We start from the raw sequence: 20,534 nt of genomic DNA, 5'->3' as shown, positions 1-20,534 counted from the left end.
AGGAGACCACCATGAAGTTTCTGTCCTCGATCATTCTTGGCACCCTGCTTGCCGGCGCCATCGCTCCCGCCTTCGCGCAGGAGCAGTTCGTCGCGCTGCCCTCCTACCGCGTGGGGCCGTATGCCTCGGGAGGCTCCGGCTTCTATGGCGGCATCATCGACTATTTTGCGCTCGTCAACGCGGCCGGTGGCGTCAACGGCGTGAAGATCGCGTGGCAGGAATGCGAGACCGAGTACAACCCGTCGCGCGGGGTCGAATGCTACGAGCGGCTGAAAACGCAGCGCGGCGGCGCCACGCTGGTGGAACCGCTGTCGACCAGCATCGCCTACGGCATCCTCGACCGCATCCCGCAGGACAAGATCCCGATGACGATGCTGGGCTACGGCCGCTCGGATGCCGCCAACGGCAAGGTGTTCCCTTACGTGTTCCCGCTCATTTCCAGTTACTGGAGCCAGGCCGCGGCGATGGTGAAATACCTGGCCGACAAGAATGGCGGTTCGCTGAAAGGTAAAAAAATCGTGCACCTGTACCACGACTCCGCATTCGGCAAGGAACCCTTGCCGGTGCTGGAAGCGCTGGCGAAGCAGCAGGGCTTCGAACTGGTGAAGATTCCGGTGGCGCCGCCGGGCAGCGAACAGCAGGCGCAGTGGCTGCAGATCCGCCAGGCAAGGCCCGATCACGTGATCCTCTGGGGCTGGGGCGTGATGAACTCGGTGGCGATCAAGACCGCGCAGCGCAACGGCTTCCCGCGCGAAAAGATCCTCGGCGTATGGTGGGCCGGGTCCGAGGAAGATACCGTGCCGTCCGGCGATGCCGCCAAGGGATACACGGCGATGTCGTTCAATACGCCCGGCAACTACCCCGTGCTCGACGAGATCCGCGCGAAACTGTACAAGGCCGGCAAGGGCAACCTGGCCGACCAGGCCCGCATCGGCTCCGTGTACCACATGCGCGGCGTCACGGCCGGCATCCTGTTCGTCGAAGCCATGCGCACTGCGCAGGAAAAATTCGGCAAGGGCAAGCCAGTCACCGGCGAACAGATGCGCTGGGGCCTGGAACACCTGAACATCGACGCGGCGCGGCAGAAGGCGGTGGGCGCGGCGAACATGTTCCCCACCGTGAAGACCAGCTGCGAGGATCACGAAGGTTCGGGCGCCGTGAAGGTGCAGCAATGGGACGGCAGGAAGTGGAACGCCATTACGCCGAACTGGATCGTGGGCGACCGCGCGCTGGTGAAAAAGCTGATCGACGAATCGTCGGGCAAGTACGCGGCGGAGAAGAACATCAAGCCGGCCTGCATGCCATGAGCGCGCTGTCGGTCAACAATATCGAGGTCATCTACGACCACGTGATCCTGGTGCTGAAAGGAGTGTCGCTGGAAGTGCCGCAGGGCGCCATCGTGGCGCTGCTGGGCGCCAACGGCGCCGGCAAGTCGACCACGCTGAAGACGATTTCCACGCTGCTGCGCGGCGAACGGGGCGACGTGACGAAAGGCGAAGTGCGCTTCAACGGCGAGCGCGTCGACCAGCTGACGCCGAACGCGCTGGTCACGCGCGGCCTGGCGCAGGTGATGGAAGGCCGCCACTGCTTCGGCCACCTGACGATCGAGGAAAACCTGCTCACCGGGGCCTACACGAAAAAGCTGTCGCGCGCCGGGTTGCGCGATGAGCTGGACCGCGTCTACAGCTATTTTCCACGGCTGAAGGAGCGGCGCACCAGCCAGGCCGGCTATACCTCCGGCGGCGAACAGCAGATGTGCGCGATCGGCCGCGCGCTGATGGCCAAGCCGACGATGATCCTGCTGGACGAGCCGTCGATGGGCATCGCGCCGCAGATCGTCGAAGAAATCTTCGGCATCGTCAAGGATCTCAACACGCGCGAGAACGTGTCGTTCCTGCTGGCCGAGCAGAACACGATGGTGGCGCTACGCTACGCGGACTTCGGCTACATCCTGGAGAACGGCCGGGTGGTGATGGAAGGCGCCGCCGCCGAACTGGCGGCCAACGAAGACGTGAAGGAATTCTACCTGGGCGTATCGGGCGCAGGCCGCAAGAACTTTCGCGACCAGAAATTCTATAAACGGCGCAAGCGCTGGCTTTCATGAGGTGGCTGTCTTGAATATCGCAAAGGCGAAAAAACTGTGCGCCGGCCTGCCCGGCGCCACGCAGGACGTCAAGTGGGAATCGAGCCTGGTGTTCTCGGTGGGCGGCAAGATGTTCGCCGCGACAGGCAACGACCCGCGGGCCAGCCGCATCAGTTTCAAGGTCGACGACGATGCCTTCCTGGCGCTGACGGACCGCCCCGGCATCATTCCCGCGCCGTACCTGGCGCGGGCGAAGTGGGTGCAGATCGACGACCCGAAGGCGGTATCGGACGAGGAGGCGGCCACGCTGCTCAGGCGGGCCCACGGCATCGTCTTCGGCAAGCTGACAAAGAAGCTGCAGAAGGAAATCGCGGAAGGCGGATCATGAACCCCGGCACACTGGACGACCTGGAAACCCGCGATCCGCACGAGCGCGAGCGCGACCTGATGCAACGGCTGCCGGCACTGCTGCGGCAGGCGCAGTCGGCTCCCGGCTGGGCCCGTATCCTGGACGGCGTGGAAGCGGCCGCCATCGACAGCCGTGCCGCGCTGGCGCAGCTGCCCGTCACGCGCAAGTCGCAGCTGAAGGAATTGCAGCAGCAGGACAGCCCGCTCGGCGGACTGACGAGCACCGCACCGCGCGCCCTGTCGCGCATCTACATGTCGCCCGGGCCGATCTTCGATGCGCAAGGCCATGCCGCCGACTGGTGGCGCTTCGCGCGGCCGATGTACGCGGCCGGCGTGCGCGCCGGCGGGCTGTTGCAGAACTGCTTTTCCTACCATTTCACCCCGGCCGCGTTCATGGTCGAAAGCGGTGCCGCGCGGATCGGCTGCACGGTGATCCCGGCCGGCAGCGGCCAGACCGAACTGCAGGTGCAGGCCATGGCGGCGCTGCGCCCGGATACCTACGTGGGCACGCCGTCGTTCCTGAAACTGATCCTGGAAAAGGCCGCCGACACCGGAGCGGACATATCCTGCCTGACGCACGCACTGGTATCGGCCGAGGCGCTGCCCGACTCGCTGCGCAGGTGGTTCGCCGAGCATGGCGTGCCGCACGTGTGCCAGGCCTATGCGTCGGCCGATGCCGGCAACATCGCCTACGAAACGCGCACCGGCGGCGTGCTCGATCCGGGCATGGTGCTGGACGAGGACGTGATCCTCGAGATCGTCAGGCCCGGCACGGGCGAACCCGTGTCACCGGGCGAGGTGGGCGAAGTGGTGCTCACCGTGTTCAATCCGGACTATCCGCTGGTCCGCTTCGCCACGGGCGACCTGTCCGCGCTGATGGCCGATGCGGCGCCATCGCCCTGCGGCCGCACCAACACGCGTATCCGCGGCTGGCTCGGCCGTGCGGACCAGACCACCAAGGTGCGCGCCATGTTCGTGCACCCTTCGCAGGTGCACGACATCGCGCGCCGCCATGGCCTGGCGAAGGCGCGGCTGGTGGTGAGCGGCACGATCGCCGATGAAACGATGACGCTGCAGTGCGAAGTACACGATCCGGCAACGGCCGATGGCACGGGCATCGTCGCCACGCTGCGCGATGTCACCAAGCTGCGCGGCGAAGTCGTGTTCGTACCGGCTGGCAGCCTGCCCAATGACGGCAAGGTGATCGACGACCGCCGCGACTACAGCTGAGAAGCGCAGCTGAGATGCGCAGCTGAGATGCGCAGCCGGGATGCAGCCGCAATGCAGCCGGGATGCAGCCGCAATGCAGCCGGGATGCAGCCGGGATGTAGCCGCCATGCAGCCGGGCTCGGCCGATACACTGCGCTATTACAGCCAGTACCGTTGAAACGGGCCCGGACAACCGCTGCGTAATCGCGGATAATTGGCGCACTTTTCAACTGTACTTTCCACGTCATGCAAGAAATTCATCATCAACGGGCCCGTGCGCTGCTGGACAACGCCGAGGAAATCTTCACCGCCCAGCAGGTGTCCGACGCCGTGCGCCAGGTGGCCGACGACCTGAACGCACGCTTCAACCAGCTGGAGGAATTCCCGCTCGTGCTCGGCGTGATGGGCGGCGCCGTCGTCTTCACCGGCAACCTGCTGCCGCAGCTCACCTTCCCGCTCGAGTTCGACTACATCCACGTGAGCCGCTATGGCGACGCGGACCGCGGCGGCGAAGTGGTGTGGAAGGTGGTGCCGCGCTCGAATGTTGCGGGCCGCACCGTGATCGTCGTCGACGATATCCTCGACGAGGGCGAAACGCTGGCCCACGTGAAGCAGCGCCTGCTGGACATGGGGGCGAAGGAGGTGGTCATCGTCGTGTTCGCGGACAAGGCGATCGGCAAGATCAAGCCGGTGAAACCCGACCTGGTGGGCCTGGTGATCCCGAACCGCTTCGTGGTCGGCTATGGCATGGACGCGTACAACTACTGGCGCAACCTGCCCGGCCTGTGGGCGCTCAACAACGCCGATTTGTCCACCTGAGCACTGTCAGCCTGCATTGCGCGGGCTGAGCACCTCGTCCACGACGCCATACTCCACGGCCTGTGCGGCGGACATGAACTTGTCGCGATCCGAGTCGTGCGCCACCCGCGCGACATCCTGCCCGGTGCGCTCGGCGAACAGCTGGTTCAGCCGCTCGCGCAGGTGCAGCACCTCCCTTGCCTGTATCTCGACATCCGCCGCCGTGCCCTGCGAACCGCCGCTGGGCTGGTGGATCATGATGCGGGCATTCGGCAGCGCATGGCGCTTGCCCTTCTCTCCCGCCGCCAGCAGGAAGGCCCCCATGCTGGCCGCGAAACCCGTGCAGATGGTGGCCACCGCCGGCCGGATGAACTGCATCGTGTCGTAGATCGCCAGGCCCGCGTAAACCGAGCCGCCGGGCGAGTTGATGTACAGTGAAATATCCTTGTCGGGATTTTCCGATTCGAGAAACAGCAGTTGCGCGACGACGAGGTTGGCCGATTCGTCGGTGACAGGGCCGACGATGAAGATGATGCGTTCGCGCAGCAGGCGCGAATAAATATCGTAGGCCCGTTCGGCGCGGCCGGTGTTTTCGATGACGGTCGGAATCATGTGCATGGCGGTTTCCTTGATGAGGGTGTGCCTGCTTGACGCCGCACGGCGCTGCCGCGTGACGGATTTATTTTTCCCGGCGGTTGTCACGTTCCGGCATGCCCGGCCGTCAGTGGCGGAAGGAGGATGAGATGAACGATTCCATTGCCGTATTCGAAGCGTCGCGCCGGCGGCTGCTGTCGATCGCCTACCGGATGCTGGGCAGCATGGCTGAAGCGGAAGACGTGGTGCAGGACACCTGGCTGCGCTGGCATGCCGCCGCGCCGGACACGCTGCAGGCGCCGGTCGCCTGGCTGACGACGGTGGCGACCCGGCTGGCCATCGACCGGCTGCGCCGTGCCAGGCGCGAGACGGCGCTGCCCGAGGCGTGGCTGGAAGATGAGCTGCCATCGGGCAGCGACGACGTCGAACGGCTGTGCGAGTTGTCGTATGGCGTGCTGCTGATGCTGCAGCGGCTGTCGCCCGACGAGCGTGCGGCCTTGCTGCTGTACGAGGTGTTCGATGTGCCGCACGAGGAAGTGGGCCGCATCCTCGGCCTGAAGACGGACCACTCGCGCCAGCTGGTACGCCGCGCCAAGGCGCGCGTGCAGGCGGGGCCGGCCCGCCGCGGCGCGAGCGCGGACAGCGCCCGGCTGGCCCATGCGTTCGTCGATGCGATCCGGCGCCATGACGAGGATGCGGTGGTGCGGCTGGTGCGGGGGATCGACGTCGCAGGCCATGCGGAGCGTGTCACGCCGCAGGCACTGGCCGCGCCGGGCACGACGGCGCGGCTGCAAGGCATCAATGGCGGCTGGGGCGTGGCGGTGCTGCGCTATGGGCGCATCGACTTGCTGCTGAGCTTTGACGGTGCCACGCTGTATGCGGTACGGCCGCGCATGCTGGAAGCGACACCCTTGATCGGGGCGGCAAGCTCTCCCACCTAAGGCCAATGGGCACCGCGGGTTGTCTGGCATACCATTTTCGCCACGAACAACCCACCCGAGGTGCCCATCATGACGAACAATGCCAACAACCCGAAACTCGAAGTCCTGACCCCGCAGAACAGCCAGCTCATCTTTATCGACCACCAGCCGCAGATGGCCTTCGGCGTGCAGTCGATCGACCGCCAGGTCCTGAAGAACAACACCGTCGGCCTGGCGAAAGCCGCCAAGGTGTTCAATATCCCGACCACCATCACCACGGTGGAAACGCTGAGCTTCTCCGGCCACACCTACCCGGAACTGCTGGACGTGTTCCCGGGCCAGGACATCCTGGAACGTACCTCGATGAACTCGTGGGACGACCAGAAAGTGCGCGACGCACTGGCAAAGAACGGCCGCAAGAAAGTGATCGTGGCCGGCCTGTGGACGGAAGTCTGCAACACCACGTTCGCACTGTGCGCGATGCTGGAAGGCGACTACGAGATCTACATGGTGTCCGACGCTTCCGGCGGCACCTCGAAGGAAGCGCATGACATGGCCATGCAGCGCATGATCCAGGCCGGCGTGGTGCCGGTGACCTGGCAGCAGGTGCTGCTGGAATGGCAGCGCGACTGGGCGCACCGCGATTCGTACGATGCGGTGATGAATATCGTCAAGGAACACTCTGGCGCGTACGGCATGGGCGTCGACTATGCCTACACCATGGTGCACAAGGCACCGCAGCGCACCACCTCCCAGCACGAAACGCTGGCGCCGGTGGCGGCGAAGTAAAAAAAAGGGGCCAATGGCCCCTTTTTCAATTACAGCGCCAATCGCTTGCGCGCCGCGTCATACTCCGCCTTCAACCGCTCCACCATCTGCGCGGTGGTCGGCACGTCTTCCATCAGACCCACACCCTGCCCTGCGCCCCAGATATCGCGCCAGGCCTTGGCGGTGCCGGAGCCGAAGCTCATCTTGGTCTTGTCCGATTCGGGCAGCGCTTCCGGGTCCAGGCCGGCGGCCACGATCGATTTTTTCAGGTAATTGCCGTGCACGCCCGTGAACAGGTTCGTGTAGATGACATCGGCCGCCGACGATTCGACGATCGCCTCGCGGTAGGCATCCGTCACGTTCGATTCCTGCGTGGCCAGCCAGCGCGAGCCGATGTAGGCGAAGTCGGCGCCCATCGCCTGCGCGGCCAGGATCGCGTCGCCGGTGGCGATCGAACCGGACAGCGCAATGGGACCGTCGAAGAACTTGCGCACTTCGCCGACCAGCGCGAACGGCGACAGCGTGCCGGCGTGGCCGCCGGCGCCGGCAGCCACCAGGATCAGGCCGTCGACACCCGCTTCCAGCGCCTTTTGCGCGTGGCGGATCGAGATCACGTCGTGCAGCACGATGCCGCCGTAGCTGTGGATCGCATCCAGCATTTCCTTCGGCGGCGCGCGCAGCGACGAGATGATGATCGGCACCTGGTGACGCACACAGACTTCCACGTCATGGGCAAGGCGGTCGTTCGACTGGTGCACGATCTGGTTGACGGCGATCGGGCCGACTTTCTTGTCCGGATTGGCTGCCTGGAACTCCGCCAGTTCCTGCTGCAGGTCCGTCAGCCATTTGTCGAGCAGCTCGGCCGGCCGCGCATTCAGTGCCGGGAACGAACCGACGATGCCGGCCTTGCACTGCGCCGCCACCAGCGCGGGACCGCTGGCAATGAACATCGGCGAGGCAATCACGGGAAGGGACAGGTTTTGCAGGACGGAAGGCAAGGCCATGGTCGACTCGCTGTTAGGGTTGATGAGGTGGATCGAATCAAACGATTATAGACTTATAAAAGTACGATCGTGCGAATTCTAGACGGAACGCTCTACCGCTTCGGCATGGATGCTACACATTCACCAGGTCGTCGCCTTCGACCTTGGCCGCAAGGCCGCGAACGAGCTGCTTGACGGCCCAGGCAGCCAGTTCTTCCTCGGACTTGTACAGGTGCCGGCGGTTGGTTTCGACGACCAGCGGGATCGATGCCAGCAGCGCCTGCACGCCGGCGACCGGGATGCGCTGCCGTTCCAGCAACAGGAACTTCAGCAGTACCTTCACCGCGTACTCGGCGTTGTTGGACGGCTTCGAGGACAGGAAATCGAGGCGCCGCCGCGCCCGCGCCAGCGATGCTTCCACGTCGTCGAACATGGCGCCGTGGCCGGGAATCACCAGCCGCACGTCCAGCGATGCGATCAGGTCCAGCGTGGCGCCCGCTTCGGCGAAGCCCTCCTCTCCTTCCAGTTCGGGGAAGATCACGCCGAAGCCGTTCTGCCACAGCGCGTCCGCCGAGATCAGGATCTTCTGTGCGGGGCAGTACCAGATCAGCGAATGCGCATGGTGGCCGGGCGCGCCCAGCACCTGCCATTCGAGGTCGCCCACCGTCAGCTCGTCGCCGGGCCGCACCACGCCGTCGATCGAGAAGCGCGGGCATTGCTGGCCGGTGGCGCGGAACGTCAGCGCGTCTTCATCCCAGTGGCGCACTTTCGCTTCTTCGGCGGCCGGCACGAAGGTGTCGCAGCCGAAGTGCGCCTGCAGCAGCGCGTTGCCGCCGCAATGGTCGGAATGCAGGTGCGTGGTGAACAGCCGGTCGAGCCGGCGCCCTGGCAGCGCGTGGCGCACCAGCTCGAGCGTTTGCGGCGCGTGCGTCACGTAGCCGCTGTCGATCAGCGCCGTGTCGTGGCGGCCGGCCAGCAGCACATTATTGGCGGAGAGCCAGCCGCGTTCGAACACGCGGATGGAGTCGGGTAAGGTCATCATGTTTTCCGGATCGCGGCAGGCGCGGGCTTCAGTCGAAGTCGATCGTCTGCTCGCGCAAACGAAGCTGGGCCCACACGGCGCGCTTGTAGTCGTCGTCGGCTTTTCCCCACGCCACGATCTCCTCGATCGAGCGCAGGCAGCCCTCGCAAAAGCCGTTGTCCCGGTTCATCTTGCACAGGCTGACGCAGGGAGATGGGACGGGCGTGGCATGTTCCGGCAATGCAGTTTTCATAATGCGGTGGCGTTCTGGCGAGGGTGTATTTTAGCCGATACAGTGCTGCACCCCGGTTTGGCGAATGTGGCTATACTGGACCAAAAAAAAAAGGCCCGTGGACTGCACGGAGCGCAGAGGAGACGCGGCGCGGCAAGCGATTTCACCAACCCACGCATCCACCAGCCTCCGGGGAACACCATGAATGAAGGTCATCACTGGTTCAAGCAATTGCGAAAGACGGTCAAGCTGCTGTTCGGCAGCGACCATTCCGAAACGGCATATACGCTGTCTTCCTTCACACCATCGGCGCAGTCCGCGCCGTCCAGGTTCGACCTGCCCGACACGGTCTTCGACCTGCCGTCCACCCCTGTAAAAACGCCCGCCGGCGCGCAATTCATGAGCGGCGTCCATGCCAACGACGCGGGCAGCCGTTCCTACAAGCTGTATATCCCCTCCTGTTGGAAAGGGCAGGCCTTGCCGCTCGTGGTGATGCTGCACGGCTGCGCGCAGGATCCGGACGATTTCGCCGCCGGCACGCAGATGAACGCGGTGGCCGAGGAACGGCGCTGCTTCGTCGTCTATCCCGCGCAGTCGCCGGACGCCAACAACTCGCGTTGCTGGAACTGGTTCAGTTCACTCGACCAGAAACACGGCCAGGGCGAACCCTCGATCATCGCCGGCATCACGCGCGACATCCTCGATACCTACCCGGTCGCACCGGGACAGGTGTACATCGCCGGCATGTCGGCCGGCGGCGCGATGGCCGTCATCGTCGGCACGCTGTACCCGGAACTGTTTTCCGCCGTGGGCGTGCATTCGGGCCTGCCGTTCGCCGCGGCGCGCGACCTGCCGTCGGCGCTGTCGGCGATGAAGCGCGGCGCCAGCGCGCGCGAAATAAAAAGCGCCGGCCTGCCGATCATCGTGTTCCACGGCGACCAGGATACGACCGTTCATCCCGCCAATGGCGAAGAGCTGATGGCACAAGGCTTGCGCAGCCATCCGCTGGGCACCAGGGCGCTGCCGTCGCGCCTGGCAGGCCGCGTGCCGGACGGTCATGCCTACACGCGCACCAAGCACTGGCTGCACGACGGCTCGCCGCTGGCCGAGCACTGGGTGATCCATGGCGCCGGCCACGCCTGGTCCGGCGGCAGCCCGGCCGGCAGCTACACGGACGGCAAGGGGCCGGACGCAAGCCGTGAAATGATGCGGTTCTTCTCGACGGTAAGCGCCGGCTGACAGCCCGGAAAGCTCAGCCGCGTCAGCGCCGCAGCGCCGCGATATGCGCCTTCAGGCAGTCCGGACACCAGCAGCCCACGACCGGCGTGGCGGCCTGCTCCTCCTTGACGTCTGCCTGCCGGGGTACCGGAACGGCGGGTGGCAGCAGTGTGCACCAGCACGGCGCTTCATCGCCGCCGGCCTCGCCACGGGTCTTTCCATCGACCATCGCGCAGTGAAATGTGGCGCCGCAGCGCTCGCAGGTGCTCATCGTGCCGAGGCTAATCCATCGTTCCTGGATTGACAACTTGTTTGATGCGAATTTGCCGCGAATTTGGCTCTATAATGCGCGTCAAAATCTTCGTTGCCGGCCATACAGGCCGGTGGCATGCGGCCTTGCCCGCCGCTTCGCTGTAAAATTGCCCCACACTCTTTACCGGACCCGCCATGAGCCAACTGTCGAATTTGAACCTGGATGTGCCAGCCGATGACCTCGCCGCCGTTTCCCCGGCGATCAAGGCACAGATCCTTGCGGAAGCACTGCCCTACATCCGCAATTTTCATGGCAAGACCATCGTCATCAAATACGGCGGCAACGCGATGACCGATGAGCGCCTGAAGCACGGCTTCGCGCGCGATGTGATCCTGCTGAAACTGGTCGGCATGAATCCGGTCGTGGTGCACGGCGGCGGCCCGCAGATCGACAATGCGCTGAAGAAGATCGGCAAGCAGGGCACGTTCGTGCAGGGCATGCGCATCACCGACGAAGAAACGATGGAAGTGGTCGAGTGGGTGCTGGGCGGCGAAGTGCAGCAGGACATCGTCATGCTGATCAACCACTACGGCGGCCAGGCAGTGGGCCTGACCGGCAAGGACGGCGGCCTGATTCGCGCGCGCAAGATGGCCATGCCGGACAAGGAAAATCCCGGCCAGTACCTGGACATCGGCTTCGTCGGCGAAATCGACGCGATCAACCCGGCCGTCGTCAAGGCGCTGCAGGACGATGCGTTCATCCCCATCATCTCGCCGATCGGTTTCGGCCAGGATGGCCAGGCCTACAACATCAATGCCGACGTGGTGGCCGGCAAGATCGCCGAGATCCTGAAAGCGGAAAAGCTGATCATGATGACCAATATCGCCGGCGTGCAGGACAAGAACGGCAACCTGGTCACCGACCTGTCGGCCCGCGAAATCGACGAGATGTTCGCCGACGGCACGATCTCCGGCGGCATGCTGCCGAAGATCTCCTCGGCCCTCGATGCCGCCAAGTCCGGCGTCAACACGGTGCACATCATCGACGGCCGCATCGAACACAGCCTGCTGCTGGAAGTGTTGACCGAACAGGCATTTGGCACTATGATCCGGTCTCACTAAAAAAACCGGGCGGTACAAGCCGCCCGTTTTTTGCGGTGGTGCTTCGACATCCGCAGTAAAGATGCCCTTTTAGCTCAGTGGTAGAGCACTCCCTTGGTAAGGGAGAGGCCACGTGTTCAATCCACGTAAAGGGCACCAGTCTCCCCGGGCACCAGTCTCCGGCAGTATCCCGCAGTCCTCCATCAGTACACCGCAGTCCTCCATCAGTACACCCGCTCCACCCGCAGTCCCTGTCGCCGCAGCAGTTCCGGCACGCTGTTCTTCCCCACCAGATGCAGTACCCCGATCGCCACCACGCTCTGCTTTTCGCGCGCCAGCAGTTTCGCGATGCCGTCGGCCAGCAGCGGATTGCGCCCGTCCAGCAGCACGCGGCTGACGAAACGGCCGGAGAACGTGTCGTCGGTGGCGGTCTTGTCGGCAATGCGGTCCAGCGCCGCCTGGTCGGCCGTGGCCCAGGCGGTGGCGATGGCGCGCGCATCGCTGGCCTGTTCGCTGCCATCGATCGCATCGATGGTCTCCTGCAGGAACAGCGCCTGGTCGGCCGTCGTCATGCGGCCGAACAGCGCCATTTGCCCCTGCACCGATTCCAGTTCGACGATCCTCTGCTTGCGCGCCCGGGCGCCCTGCGACAGCCACGTTTCCACGGCCAGCTCGGTCTGGTAGCCCTGCCGTTCGAATTCGCGCACCGTCAGCAGGCTGGCCAGCATCCACGGCTTCATCGGCGCCACCGACGCAGGCGGCACGTCGTACTGGCGCAGCAGGCGTTCCAGGCGCGGCCGGTAGGCGGCCGCCAGGTCGGCGGAAGCAGGCCCGCGGCCGGCCGGGTACATGCCGTATTCGCGCACGGCGCGGGCAATGTCGTCCTGGCTGCCGAGCGGGTCGACTTCCAGCGCCAGCACCGCCGCATTTTCCAGCGCCGCCATGATCTTCGGTTCGAGCGGATAGAAGCTGCGCGCACCCACGTGTATCGTGCCGAACAGCCATGCGACATTGCCCGCGTTTCCCTGCGCCGGCTCGATGCGGAACAGCGCGCCCCGGTTCGGAATGCCGTCCGCCGCCATCGCCCGCGGTGCCAGCCCCGCGGTAAACACGAACAGGCAACAAAACATCACTATAATCTGGCGTCGCATGGCTACCTTTGCAGTTCCGAGAGACGTGAATATTAAACCTTTGGCCCCGGTCTGGCTGTTCGACCTCGACAACACGCTGCACAATGCGTCGCACGCCATCTTCCCGGCGATCACGGCGAACATGAACACGTACATCGCGCGCGTGCTGGGCGACGGCACCGCGCCGGCGCACATCGACGCGGTGAACGCGGCGCGCACGCTGTACTGGAAGCGCTACGGCGCCACCCTGCTGGGACTGGTGAAGCACCATGGCGTAAAAGCCGATCATTTTCTCGCCGAAACGCACGGCATGGACGACCTGGTCTCGATGATCCGGCACGAGAAAGGCCTGGGCCAGATGCTGAAGCGCCTGCCCGGCCGCAAGGTGCTGCTGACCAATGCGCCGCACCGCTATTCGACGATGGTGCTGCGCCACCTCGGCATACAGCGCCACTTCTCGCACCATATCGCGATCGAATCGATGCGCGTGCATGGCCAGTTGCGGCCCAAGCCGTCGAAGCTGTTGCTGCGCAAGGTAATGCGCCGCCAGCAGGTGGCGCCGCGCCGCTGCATCCTGGTCGAAGACACGCTGGCCAACCTGCGCACCGCGCACGCGCTGGGCATGCGCACCGCGTGGGTCACGCAATACCTGAAGGTGGGCGACCCGATCGGCACCGCCCACCCGCCGAAACGCCTCAACCGCCCCGGCTGGGTCGACGTCAAAGTAAAATCCGTCAAACACCTGCCGGCGCGGCTGTCCCGTTTGCGCCGCAATACCGTGATCGAATAATGGCAACCCAACCGACCGGCCAGCGCAAGCTGCAAATCCTCCAGGCCCTGGCCGCGATGCTCGAGCAACCGAAGGGCGAGAAAATCACCACGGCCGCGCTGGCGCGCCGGCTCGAAGTATCCGAGGCGGCGCTGTACCGCCATTTCGCCAGCAAGGCGCAGATGTTCGAGGGGCTGATCGAGTTCATCGAATCCTCGGTGTTCGGCCTGATCAACCAGATCACCGAACGCCAGCAGGACGGCCTGGCGCAAGCCTGCGACATCCTCGCCATGCTGCTGCACTTCGCCGCCAACAACCCGGGCATGTCGCGCGTGCTGATCGGCGATGCGCTGGTGGGCGAAGACGAGCGGCTGCAGCAGCGCATGAACGGCTTCTACGACCGCGTGGAGCTGGCGCTGAAAGGTGCGCTGCGGCAGGCTGCCGCGGACGCCGCCGCCGCCGATGCAAGTCCCGGCCGCGACGAGGAGCGCGACATCGCCGCCCGCGCCAGCCTGATGGTGGCCTTCGTGGTGGGCCGCTGGCACCGCTATGCAAAGAGCGGCTTCGTACTGTCCCCGGCGCAGGACGCGAATGCGCAGATCGCGCTGCTGATGCGATGAATCCCGACTGCTTCGCCCTGCTCGACGATGCCGCGGCCGGCGGCCGTTCGCGCCTGCTGACCGGCCACGTGCGCACGCTGCGCTGCGCGTCGTTCGACGCGTGGCCGGCGCTGCTGCGCGACATGGAAGCGGCACTGGCGCAGGGCCTGTACGCGGTGACGCTGTTGAGCTACGAGCTTGGCCATCACATTGTCGGCATCCCGCCACGCGAGGCCGGCGTGCCGCTGGCGCGGGTACTGCTGTTCCGGCAGTGCGAGCACCTGGACGGCGAGGCCGTGGCCCAGTGGCTGGCGGAGCGCGCCGGCGACGGCGTCGCCGGCCTGGCCGGCATCCACGCCAACGTCACCGAAACGGAATTCACCGCGGCGATCGCGCAGGTCCGCGAGTACATCGCGGCTGGCGACACTTACCAGGTCAACTACACCTACCGCCTGCGTTTCGATGCGTTCGGCGCGCCATGCGCGCTGTACCAGCGCCTGCGCGCGCGCCAGCCGGTGCCATACGGCGCGCTGGTGATGGCCGACGATGGCACGGCGGTGCTGTCGCTGTCGCCGGAACTGTTCGTGCGGCGCACCGGCAATACGCTCACCGCGCAACCGATGAAGGGCACCGCGCCCGCGGCGCTGCCTGGCCAGGCGCAGGACATCGACGGCGAGAACGCGAAACGTGCCGCCGCCCTGGCAGCCGACCCGAAGAACCGCGCGGAAAACCTGATGATCGTCGACCTGCTGCGCAACGACATCGGCCGCGTCGCCGCGACCGGCTCCGTCAAGGTGCCCGCACTGTTCGAAGTGCGGCGCTACAGCGGCGTGCTGCAGATGACGTCCACCGTGCAGGCGCAAGTACGGCCGGGCGTCACGCTGGCGGACCTGTTCGCCGCGCTGTATCCCTGCGGCTCGATCACCGGCGCGCCCAAGCGGCGCACGATGGAAATCATCGCCGAGCTGGAACCGGCACCGCGCGGCCTGTACACCGGCGCGATCGGCTGGTTCGATCCGCCGCGGCCCGGCGCGCCCGGCGATTTCTGCCTGAACGTGCCGATCCGCACCCTGGCCCTGCAGCCGGCGGCGAACGGCGTGCGCCCCGGCGAAATGGGGGTGGGCGCCGGCATCGTGCACGACAGCGTGGCGGCGGACGAATACGCCGAGTGCCGCTTGAAGGCGCGCTTTCTCACCGGCCTGTCGAACGATTTCGAGCTGTTTGAAACGATGTACGCCACGCGCGAGCAGGGAGCGCGCCACGTGGAGCGCCACCTTGCGCGGCTGGAGCGCTCGGCCCGTTATTTCGGCTTTCAATGGGATGAGGCGGCCGCCCGGGCGTACATCGCGATCGCCTGCGAAGGGTTGCCGCCCGGCGGCGAGTGCCGGTTGCGGCTCGCCCTGAACGCGGCGGGCGGTTTCGCGGTGCAGAGCGGCCTGCTGACGCCGCTGCAGCAGCCGGTGCGCGTGCTGCTGGCCGATGCGCCGACCGCGTCGGACGACCTGTTCCTGCGCCACAAGAGCACGCTGCGCGCCGGCTACGACGCGGCCTGGAAGGCGGCCGAAGCGCGGGGCGCATTCGACCAGCTGTTTTTCAACGAACGTGGCGAACTGACCGAGGGCGGCCGCAGCAGCGTGTTCGTGCGCATTGGCGGCCGCTGGCTGACGCCGCCGCTGGCCAGCGGCCTGCTGCCGGGCGTGATGCGCGCCGTGGTGCTGGAAGCATGGGGCGCCACGGAAGCGCTCATCACGCGCGGCATGCTGGCCGGCGCCGAGGAAATCGTCGTCTGCAACGCACTGCGGGGGGCGCTGCGCGCCGAGCTGACCGCTACTTGAGGCAGGCCTGTAAGCGGGCGTTACAGCAGGTGACTACAGGCTGACGAAGGTCTGGAAGCCGCCCCAGAACATGCGCTTGCCGTCGAACGGCATCGACTCCGGGCTCATGGTGTCCTTCAGGCGTGGATCGTTCATCACTTTCTCGTTGATCGCATCGCGTTCCTCGCGCGAGTTGTAGACGATCCACGAAAAGAACACCGTTTCGTCATCCTTCAGCTGCACCGCCTGTGGAAAAGACGTGAGTTCTCCCGGCTTCACGTCGTCGGCAATGCATTCGTGGAACTCCAGTGCGCCGTGCTCGCGCCAGACGGCGCCGGCCGTTTCGGCCATCGTGCGGTACGCTTCGATCTTGTCTTTCGGGACGGGGACGACGAAACCATCGACATAAGGCATGGTGGACTCCTTTGCTGGATATTGGATTTCGATCTCGGGTTCGGGATGCGCGGCCGGGCGGCCGCGCCCATGCAGCTTAGTCGACGGATGTGCCCGCAACAAGGAATGCTTTCCGGTAAGCGCCCGGGGTCGTTGCCGCCAGCCGCCGGAAGTGATGGCGCAGCGTTTCCTCCGAACCGAATCCGGCCTGCTCGGCTACCTGGGCCAGCGGCAGCGGCGATTCCAGCAGCTCCTTGGCAAGGGCCACCCGCTCGCGCGTCAGCCATTCGACCGGTCCCATCCCGGTGGTATCCCGAAATTGACGCTGCAACGTGCGTGCGCTCATCGCCGCCCGTTCGGCCATCGTGGCCACCGTATGCGCCTGCGCCGGATGCCGCCGCAGCCAGTCCATCAGCTTCGCCAGCCGCCCCGCCTCGTCGGCCGGCATGGGCCTTGGCAGGAACTGCGCCTGTCCGCCTTCGCGGTGCGGCGCCACCACGAGCCGCTGCGCCACCATGTTGCCGACCCGCGCGCCGTAATCGCGGCGCATCAGGTGCAGCAGCATGTCCAGCCCGGCGGCCGAGCCGGCGGACGTGATCACCTGCCCGTTGTCGATATACAGCGCATCCGGTTCCACCACGATCGCCGGATGGCGCTGCGCCAGCCGTTCGGCGTAGCGCCAGTGCGTGGTGGCGCGCTGGCCATCGAGCACGCCCGCCGCGGCCAGCACGAACACGCCGGAACAGATCGAGCACAGCCGCGCGCCGCGGGCATGGGCGGCGCGCAGCGCCGCGACCAGAGCGGGCGGCGGCGCTTCATCGGCATCGCGCCAGCCGGGAATGACGATGGTGTCGGCCTTTTTCAGCAGGCCGGGCGCGTAGCGCGCCTGCACGGTGATGCCGCCGGCCGCGCGGATCGGTCCACGTTCCACCGCGCACACCTGGAAGTCGTACCAGTCCACACCCAGTTCCGGCCGGTCGAGCGCGAACAGCTCGACCGTGCAGCCGAATTCAAAGGTGCACAGGCCATCGTAGGCCAGCGCGACGACGAGATGGGGCTTGCTGGTGGAAGAAGGTGCCATGGCGCGATCTTAACGTGGATTGGCATCCGCGCCACTGCAGGATTGCGCCGGCCGGGCCGACAATGAGGTCTCCATGCCAACCGCGATGTCCGCGAAGGTACACATACAAAGGAGAAAACATGTCGATCGTGACCGAAGTTCCCGCCGCCCCCGCCGATGCGGCGCTCGCGCATTTCGCAGGTTCGCTGCGCTTCGAGACGGATTGCTGGGATGTGCACAGCGTGCTCGGCACGCCGCAGCAGGATTTCGTACTGCTCGACGTGCGCGGATCGGAAAAATATGCCGAAGGACACGTGCCCGGCGCCGTCGATCTCGCGCACCGCAAGATCATCGGTTCGAAGATGGCCGAGTATCCGGCGGACACGCTGTTCGTCGCCTATTGCGCCGGCCCGCACTGCAACGGCGCCGCCCGCGCCGCCATCCGGCTGGCGAAGCTGGGACGGCCGGTGAAGATCATGCCGGGCGGTGTGACCGGATGGCTGGACGAGGGTTTCGAACTCGTCCGCGGCTGATCAGGAAGCCAGCGCCTTCTCGATCGCCCCGACGAGGGCCTTGTCCTGCGGCGTCACCTTGCTGGGGAAGTTCTCGATCACCTTGCCGTCGCGCCCGATCAGGTATTTATGGAAATTCCAGCCGGGCGCCTTGCCGGTGGCCTTGATCAGGTCGGCGTACAGCGGGTTCGGCGTGCTGCCGGACACCACCGTCTTGGCAAACATCGGGAACTTGACGCCGTAGGTGTTGAAGCACAGGTCGGCGATTTCCTTGGCCGTGCCCGGTTCCTGCTTGCCGAAGTCGTTCGACGGGAAGCCCAGCACCACCAGGCCCTTGTCCGCATACTTCGCATGCAGCGCTTCGAGGCCTTCGTACTGCTTCGTGAAGCCGCAATAGCTGGCCGTGTTCACGACGAGGACGACCTTGCCGGCATACTGGCACAGGTCCTGCGACGCTTCGTCCTGCAGGCGCTTGAACGAGCGGTGCAGGATGGCGGGGCAGCTGGCGTAACGTGCGGCTGGCGCCGGGGCGGCAGCCGGCGCGCTCGCGGTGGATGGAGCGGACTGCTGGGCGAACGCCGATGCCGCCGCCAGCAGGCCGAATGCGGAGACGGCCGCGAACCTGGACAATATAGTCATGTCGAATCCAACGATGTGATGGAAAAAAGCCATTGTATGCCGGCCGGGGCGCAGCTGGTGCTTGCCGGGGACAGGGAGGAGTGATCCCATGCATGGGATCACCGCTACGCAGGCGAGGAGCGTGCTCCTCGAAACCCCTGCTACGCCCCCTGCGATGCGGGCGTGATCTGCGACTTCGTGGAGCACTGCTACTTCACCCTCAGTTTGGCCAGCTTCGGATCGCCCGCCGGAAACGCGAGATGCATGCCCCGCATCGTTTCCGCGAGCAGCGCCGCCACCGCGATATCCCGGTGCGGCTTGGAATCGGCCGGCACGATGTACCACGGCGCGTGGGGCGCATCGGTCTCGGCGATCGCCCTTTCGTAGGCCGCGAGATATCCGGACCATTTTTTTCGGTTCTTCAGGTCGTCCGGATCGAACTTCCAGTGCTTCTCCGGATCATCGATGCGGTCCTGCAGCCGGCGCCGCTGCTCGTCCTTCGAGATATGCAGGAATACCTTGACGATCGTGGTGCCCGATTCGGCCAGCATGCGTTCGAAATCGCGGATCTGTGCGTAGCGGCGATCCGCCTCGTGCCCGTCGATCCGGTCATGCACGACCGGGTGCAGCACGTCTTCGTAGTGGCTGCGGTTGAATACCGCGATCTCGCCCTGGCGCGGCACCTGCAGGTGCACGCGCCACAGGAAGTCGCGCGCGGTCTCGGCTGCCGTCGGCACGTCGAAACGTACCGGCCGCAGCCCCATCGGATTGATCTTGCGGAACAGGTGGTGCACGGTGCCGTCCTTGCCGGCGCAATCGACGCCCTGCAGCACCACCAGTACCTTGCGCCGGTGCTCGGCGTACAGCATTTCCTGCAACGCCGCGATTTCCCGGTGCAGCCCCTTGCCGAACTGCCGGTCGGCGCGCTCGTCGCCGCTGCATAGCGGCGTGAGCGCCGCATCCTCGTCCGCCAGCACGGGCCGTTCGCCGACGCGAAACAGTTTGCAGGCCTTCATCCATGCTCCATGGGATAGCGCTGCGCGGCCACTTCGCGCAGCGTAGCCAGCATCGCTTCCGCCCCGGGCGACAGGCGATGCAGCTTGCGGGTGACGATGCCGTACAGGTCCATCGTCAGCCCCAGGTCATACGGCAGCACGGTGATCAGTCCCATGTCCAGGTAAGGCCGCACCAGTTCGGCCGGCAGCGCCGACACCATCCGGCTGCCCGCCAGCAGGTTGACGATGACGGGCAGCGACATCGCTTCCACGGTGTCCGACGGCGGCTCCAGGCCATGCGACAGGAACAGCGCCGTCAGCCGGTCGCGCAGCACCGAGCCGGCCGGCGGCACGATCCACGGTTCGCCGGCCAGGTCGGCCGGCGTCAGGTCGGTACGCGTGGCCAGCGGATGGCCTGCGCCGGCGATCAGGCTGTGCGGCTCGTCGGTGACCGGCTCGAAATGCAGTTCGCCGGCGGCGCTCGAATCCTGCACGCGGCCGATCACGATATCGAGTTCGCCGGCACGCAGCTTGTCGGTCAGCAACTTGCTGGTGTCGACGGTGACGGACACGCGCACGCGCGCATGGCGCGTCTTCAGCAGCTTGATCGCATCCGGCAGCAGGCCGGCGGAAGGCGTCAGCACCGCGCCGATATTGACCTTGCCGGACAGGCCGGACAGCAGCTCCATCACTTCCTGGTGCGCCGCATCCATCTCCGCCAGCGCGGCGCCGGCGCGGCGGATCAGCACTTCGCCATACCAGGTGGGCAGCACGCCGCGCGGCAGCCGCTCGAACAGCTGCACGTTCAGTGCGTGTTCCAGTTCGGCCAGCAGCTTCGAGGCGGCCGGCTGCGTGAGGTTGGCCGCCTGCGCCGCATGGAGGATGGAGCCATGGCGGCCGAGTTCCACCAGCAGCACGAGCTGGCGCATCTTCAGGTGGGAGCGGACGAATCGGTCGGAAAGGATGTCGTGCATGCGGGGACGCGATCGGAGGCAAAACCGGGTGCAAATCCCCGGTGCGTCAGCCATGATAGGCCGCTACCCTGCCTCCGTCAATC

24 protein-coding genes and 1 tRNA gene are annotated in these 20,534 nt (G+C 65.9%); 14 read left to right on the top strand and 11 right to left on the bottom strand.

What is annotated here, in order from left to right; genetic code table 11:
• Window positions 1–11: 11 nt before the first annotated feature.
• The 5 genes from ACY34H_RS00830 (at window position 12) to ACY34H_RS00810 (ending at window position 4,519) form a co-directional block, all read left to right on the top strand.
• Complete coding sequence (locus ACY34H_RS00830) at window positions 12–1,307, top strand: ABC transporter substrate-binding protein (protein WP_464975584.1); 1,296 nt, start codon at window positions 12–14, stop codon at window positions 1,305–1,307.
• The gene (locus ACY34H_RS00825) at window positions 1,304–2,104 is read left to right on the top strand and encodes an ABC transporter ATP-binding protein (protein WP_464975583.1); all 801 of its coding nucleotides are present in this window, start codon (window positions 1,304–1,306) and stop codon (window positions 2,102–2,104) included. The genes ACY34H_RS00830 and ACY34H_RS00825 overlap by 4 nt, the downstream gene beginning before the upstream one ends.
• Window positions 2,105–2,114: 10 nt before the next feature.
• Window positions 2,115–2,471 carry an MmcQ/YjbR family DNA-binding protein gene (locus ACY34H_RS00820; RefSeq protein ID WP_464975582.1) on the top strand — a complete coding sequence of 119 codons (357 nt, stop codon included), beginning with the start codon at window positions 2,115–2,117 and terminating at the stop codon, window positions 2,469–2,471.
• Window positions 2,468–3,721, top strand: a complete 1,254-nt coding sequence (locus ACY34H_RS00815; protein WP_464975581.1) for a phenylacetate--CoA ligase family protein — start codon at window positions 2,468–2,470, stop codon at window positions 3,719–3,721. Before ACY34H_RS00820 ends, ACY34H_RS00815 begins: the two co-directional genes overlap by 4 nt.
• 225 nt (window positions 3,722–3,946) lie before the next feature.
• A complete protein-coding gene (locus ACY34H_RS00810) occupies window positions 3,947–4,519 on the top strand; it encodes a hypoxanthine-guanine phosphoribosyltransferase (protein WP_464975580.1) in 573 nt (190 codons plus the stop codon).
• A 6-nt stretch (window positions 4,520–4,525) separates the two neighbouring features.
• Here ACY34H_RS00810 and clpP read toward each other — a convergent pair whose 3' ends face one another.
• On the bottom strand, window positions 4,526–5,116 hold the full coding sequence (gene clpP / locus ACY34H_RS00805; protein ID WP_464975579.1) for an ATP-dependent Clp endopeptidase proteolytic subunit ClpP: 591 nt from the start codon (window positions 5,114–5,116) through the stop codon (window positions 4,526–4,528).
• A gap of 125 nt (window positions 5,117–5,241) precedes the next feature.
• Here clpP and ACY34H_RS00800 point away from each other — a divergent pair, with 125 nt between their 5' ends.
• Complete coding sequence (locus ACY34H_RS00800; protein WP_464975578.1) at window positions 5,242–6,033, top strand: sigma-70 family RNA polymerase sigma factor; 792 nt, start codon at window positions 5,242–5,244, stop codon at window positions 6,031–6,033.
• Between the two features lie 69 nt (window positions 6,034–6,102).
• A complete protein-coding gene (locus ACY34H_RS00795; protein WP_464975577.1) occupies window positions 6,103–6,801 on the top strand; it encodes a hydrolase in 699 nt (232 codons plus the stop codon).
• A 29-nt stretch (window positions 6,802–6,830) separates the two neighbouring features.
• Here ACY34H_RS00795 and ACY34H_RS00790 read toward each other — a convergent pair whose 3' ends face one another.
• From ACY34H_RS00790 to ACY34H_RS00780, 3 genes are all read right to left on the bottom strand, one after another.
• Entirely contained in the window at window positions 6,831–7,784 is a 954-nt protein-coding gene (locus tag ACY34H_RS00790) for an NAD(P)H-dependent flavin oxidoreductase (protein WP_464975576.1), read from the bottom strand.
• A 112-nt stretch (window positions 7,785–7,896) separates the two neighbouring features.
• Window positions 7,897–8,805, bottom strand: a complete 909-nt coding sequence (locus tag ACY34H_RS00785) for an MBL fold metallo-hydrolase (RefSeq protein WP_464975575.1) — start codon at window positions 8,803–8,805, stop codon at window positions 7,897–7,899.
• Window positions 8,806–8,833: 28 nt separating this feature from the next.
• Window positions 8,834–9,037 (bottom strand): DUF1289 domain-containing protein, encoded by a 204-nt coding sequence (locus ACY34H_RS00780; protein WP_464975574.1) that lies wholly within the window; start codon window positions 9,035–9,037, stop codon window positions 8,834–8,836.
• Between the two features lie 180 nt (window positions 9,038–9,217).
• On the opposite strand from ACY34H_RS00780, the gene ACY34H_RS00775 reads away from it, so the two are divergent.
• Window positions 9,218–10,255, top strand: a complete 1,038-nt coding sequence (locus ACY34H_RS00775) for an extracellular catalytic domain type 1 short-chain-length polyhydroxyalkanoate depolymerase (protein ID WP_464975573.1) — start codon at window positions 9,218–9,220, stop codon at window positions 10,253–10,255.
• Between the two features lie 22 nt (window positions 10,256–10,277).
• Here the strand turns inward: ACY34H_RS00775 and ACY34H_RS00770 are convergent, their stop codons facing one another.
• Entirely contained in the window at window positions 10,278–10,505 is a 228-nt protein-coding gene (locus ACY34H_RS00770) for a cysteine-rich CWC family protein (RefSeq protein ID WP_464975572.1), read from the bottom strand.
• 176 nt (window positions 10,506–10,681) lie between these two features.
• Here ACY34H_RS00770 and argB point away from each other — a divergent pair, with 176 nt between their 5' ends.
• A complete protein-coding gene (gene argB / locus ACY34H_RS00765; protein WP_137315502.1) occupies window positions 10,682–11,608 on the top strand; it encodes an acetylglutamate kinase in 927 nt (308 codons plus the stop codon).
• Window positions 11,609–11,671: 63 nt separating this feature from the next.
• Window positions 11,672–11,746, top strand: a tRNA-Thr gene (locus tag ACY34H_RS00760).
• A gap of 65 nt (window positions 11,747–11,811) precedes the next feature.
• On the opposite strand, the gene ACY34H_RS00755 is transcribed toward ACY34H_RS00760, so the two are convergent.
• On the bottom strand, window positions 11,812–12,738 hold the full coding sequence (locus ACY34H_RS00755) for a TraB/GumN family protein (protein ID WP_464975571.1): 927 nt from the start codon (window positions 12,736–12,738) through the stop codon (window positions 11,812–11,814).
• Here ACY34H_RS00755 and ACY34H_RS00750 point away from each other — a divergent pair.
• From ACY34H_RS00750 to pabB, 3 genes are read left to right on the top strand one after another with little or no spacing between them, the layout of a single operon-like run.
• Window positions 12,737–13,507 carry a pyrimidine 5'-nucleotidase gene (locus tag ACY34H_RS00750; RefSeq protein WP_464975570.1) on the top strand — a complete coding sequence of 257 codons (771 nt, stop codon included), beginning with the start codon at window positions 12,737–12,739 and terminating at the stop codon, window positions 13,505–13,507. The two genes, ACY34H_RS00755 and ACY34H_RS00750, sit on opposite strands and share 2 nt — an antisense overlap.
• Window positions 13,507–14,106, top strand: a complete 600-nt coding sequence (gene slmA, locus ACY34H_RS00745) for a nucleoid occlusion factor SlmA (protein ID WP_464975569.1) — start codon at window positions 13,507–13,509, stop codon at window positions 14,104–14,106. The genes ACY34H_RS00750 and slmA overlap by 1 nt, the downstream gene beginning before the upstream one ends.
• Window positions 14,103–15,920, top strand: coding sequence for an aminodeoxychorismate synthase component I (gene pabB / locus ACY34H_RS00740; RefSeq protein ID WP_464975568.1), 1,818 nt, complete (start codon window positions 14,103–14,105; stop codon window positions 15,918–15,920). Before slmA ends, pabB begins: the two co-directional genes overlap by 4 nt.
• A 33-nt stretch (window positions 15,921–15,953) precedes the next feature.
• On the opposite strand, the gene ACY34H_RS00735 is transcribed toward pabB, so the two are convergent.
• Window positions 15,954–16,313 carry a DUF1428 domain-containing protein gene (locus ACY34H_RS00735; RefSeq protein WP_464975567.1) on the bottom strand — a complete coding sequence of 120 codons (360 nt, stop codon included), beginning with the start codon at window positions 16,311–16,313 and terminating at the stop codon, window positions 15,954–15,956.
• A 76-nt stretch (window positions 16,314–16,389) separates the two neighbouring features.
• A complete protein-coding gene (ftrA, locus tag ACY34H_RS00730; protein WP_464975566.1) occupies window positions 16,390–17,373 on the bottom strand; it encodes a transcriptional regulator FtrA in 984 nt (327 codons plus the stop codon).
• 119 nt (window positions 17,374–17,492) lie between these two features.
• Between ftrA and ACY34H_RS00725 the strand changes: the two genes are divergently transcribed.
• On the top strand, window positions 17,493–17,885 hold the full coding sequence (locus tag ACY34H_RS00725) for a rhodanese-like domain-containing protein (RefSeq protein WP_464975565.1): 393 nt from the start codon (window positions 17,493–17,495) through the stop codon (window positions 17,883–17,885).
• Here ACY34H_RS00725 and ACY34H_RS00720 read toward each other — a convergent pair whose 3' ends face one another.
• From ACY34H_RS00720 to ACY34H_RS00710, 3 genes are all read right to left on the bottom strand, one after another.
• Window positions 17,886–18,503, bottom strand: coding sequence for a glutathione peroxidase (locus tag ACY34H_RS00720; RefSeq protein ID WP_464975564.1), 618 nt, complete (start codon window positions 18,501–18,503; stop codon window positions 17,886–17,888).
• A gap of 188 nt (window positions 18,504–18,691) precedes the next feature.
• Window positions 18,692–19,498, bottom strand: coding sequence for a PPK2 family polyphosphate kinase (locus tag ACY34H_RS00715; RefSeq protein ID WP_464975563.1), 807 nt, complete (start codon window positions 19,496–19,498; stop codon window positions 18,692–18,694).
• On the bottom strand, window positions 19,495–20,451 hold the full coding sequence (locus ACY34H_RS00710; protein WP_464975562.1) for a LysR substrate-binding domain-containing protein: 957 nt from the start codon (window positions 20,449–20,451) through the stop codon (window positions 19,495–19,497). Before ACY34H_RS00710 ends, ACY34H_RS00715 begins: the two co-directional genes overlap by 4 nt.
• Between the last annotated feature and the right edge of the window lie 83 nt (window positions 20,452–20,534).

Source organism: Pseudoduganella sp. jia 9, from assembly GCF_055502615.1.
This window is presented reverse-complemented; position numbering and strand designations above follow the sequence as displayed.

Coding starts and splice junctions, on each gene's coding strand:
- ACY34H_RS00830 (WP_464975584.1), top strand. CDS start 12: ATGAAGTTTCTGTCCTCGATCATTCTTGGCACCCTGCTTGCCGGCGCC.
- ACY34H_RS00825 (WP_464975583.1), top strand. CDS start 1,304: ATGAGCGCGCTGTCGGTCAACAATATCGAGGTCATCTACGACCACGTG.
- ACY34H_RS00815 (WP_464975581.1), top strand. CDS start 2,468: ATGAACCCCGGCACACTGGACGACCTGGAAACCCGCGATCCGCACGAG.
- ACY34H_RS00810 (WP_464975580.1), top strand. CDS start 3,947: ATGCAAGAAATTCATCATCAACGGGCCCGTGCGCTGCTGGACAACGCC.
- clpP (WP_464975579.1), bottom strand. CDS start 5,116: ATGCACATGATTCCGACCGTCATCGAAAACACCGGCCGCGCCGAACGG.
- ACY34H_RS00800 (WP_464975578.1), top strand. CDS start 5,242: ATGAACGATTCCATTGCCGTATTCGAAGCGTCGCGCCGGCGGCTGCTG.
- ACY34H_RS00795 (WP_464975577.1), top strand. CDS start 6,103: ATGACGAACAATGCCAACAACCCGAAACTCGAAGTCCTGACCCCGCAG.
- ACY34H_RS00790 (WP_464975576.1), bottom strand. CDS start 7,784: ATGGCCTTGCCTTCCGTCCTGCAAAACCTGTCCCTTCCCGTGATTGCC.
- ACY34H_RS00785 (WP_464975575.1), bottom strand. CDS start 8,805: ATGATGACCTTACCCGACTCCATCCGCGTGTTCGAACGCGGCTGGCTC.
- ACY34H_RS00780 (WP_464975574.1), bottom strand. CDS start 9,037: ATGAAAACTGCATTGCCGGAACATGCCACGCCCGTCCCATCTCCCTGC.
- ACY34H_RS00775 (WP_464975573.1), top strand. CDS start 9,218: ATGAATGAAGGTCATCACTGGTTCAAGCAATTGCGAAAGACGGTCAAG.
- ACY34H_RS00770 (WP_464975572.1), bottom strand. CDS start 10,505: ATGAGCACCTGCGAGCGCTGCGGCGCCACATTTCACTGCGCGATGGTC.
- argB (WP_137315502.1), top strand. CDS start 10,682: ATGAGCCAACTGTCGAATTTGAACCTGGATGTGCCAGCCGATGACCTC.
- ACY34H_RS00750 (WP_464975570.1), top strand. CDS start 12,737: ATGGCTACCTTTGCAGTTCCGAGAGACGTGAATATTAAACCTTTGGCC.
- ACY34H_RS00755 (WP_464975571.1), bottom strand. CDS start 12,738: ATGCGACGCCAGATTATAGTGATGTTTTGTTGCCTGTTCGTGTTTACC.
- slmA (WP_464975569.1), top strand. CDS start 13,507: ATGGCAACCCAACCGACCGGCCAGCGCAAGCTGCAAATCCTCCAGGCC.
- pabB (WP_464975568.1), top strand. CDS start 14,103: ATGAATCCCGACTGCTTCGCCCTGCTCGACGATGCCGCGGCCGGCGGC.
- ACY34H_RS00735 (WP_464975567.1), bottom strand. CDS start 16,313: ATGCCTTATGTCGATGGTTTCGTCGTCCCCGTCCCGAAAGACAAGATC.
- ftrA (WP_464975566.1), bottom strand. CDS start 17,373: ATGGCACCTTCTTCCACCAGCAAGCCCCATCTCGTCGTCGCGCTGGCC.
- ACY34H_RS00725 (WP_464975565.1), top strand. CDS start 17,493: ATGTCGATCGTGACCGAAGTTCCCGCCGCCCCCGCCGATGCGGCGCTC.
- ACY34H_RS00720 (WP_464975564.1), bottom strand. CDS start 18,503: ATGACTATATTGTCCAGGTTCGCGGCCGTCTCCGCATTCGGCCTGCTG.
- ACY34H_RS00715 (WP_464975563.1), bottom strand. CDS start 19,498: ATGAAGGCCTGCAAACTGTTTCGCGTCGGCGAACGGCCCGTGCTGGCG.
- ACY34H_RS00710 (WP_464975562.1), bottom strand. CDS start 20,451: ATGCACGACATCCTTTCCGACCGATTCGTCCGCTCCCACCTGAAGATG.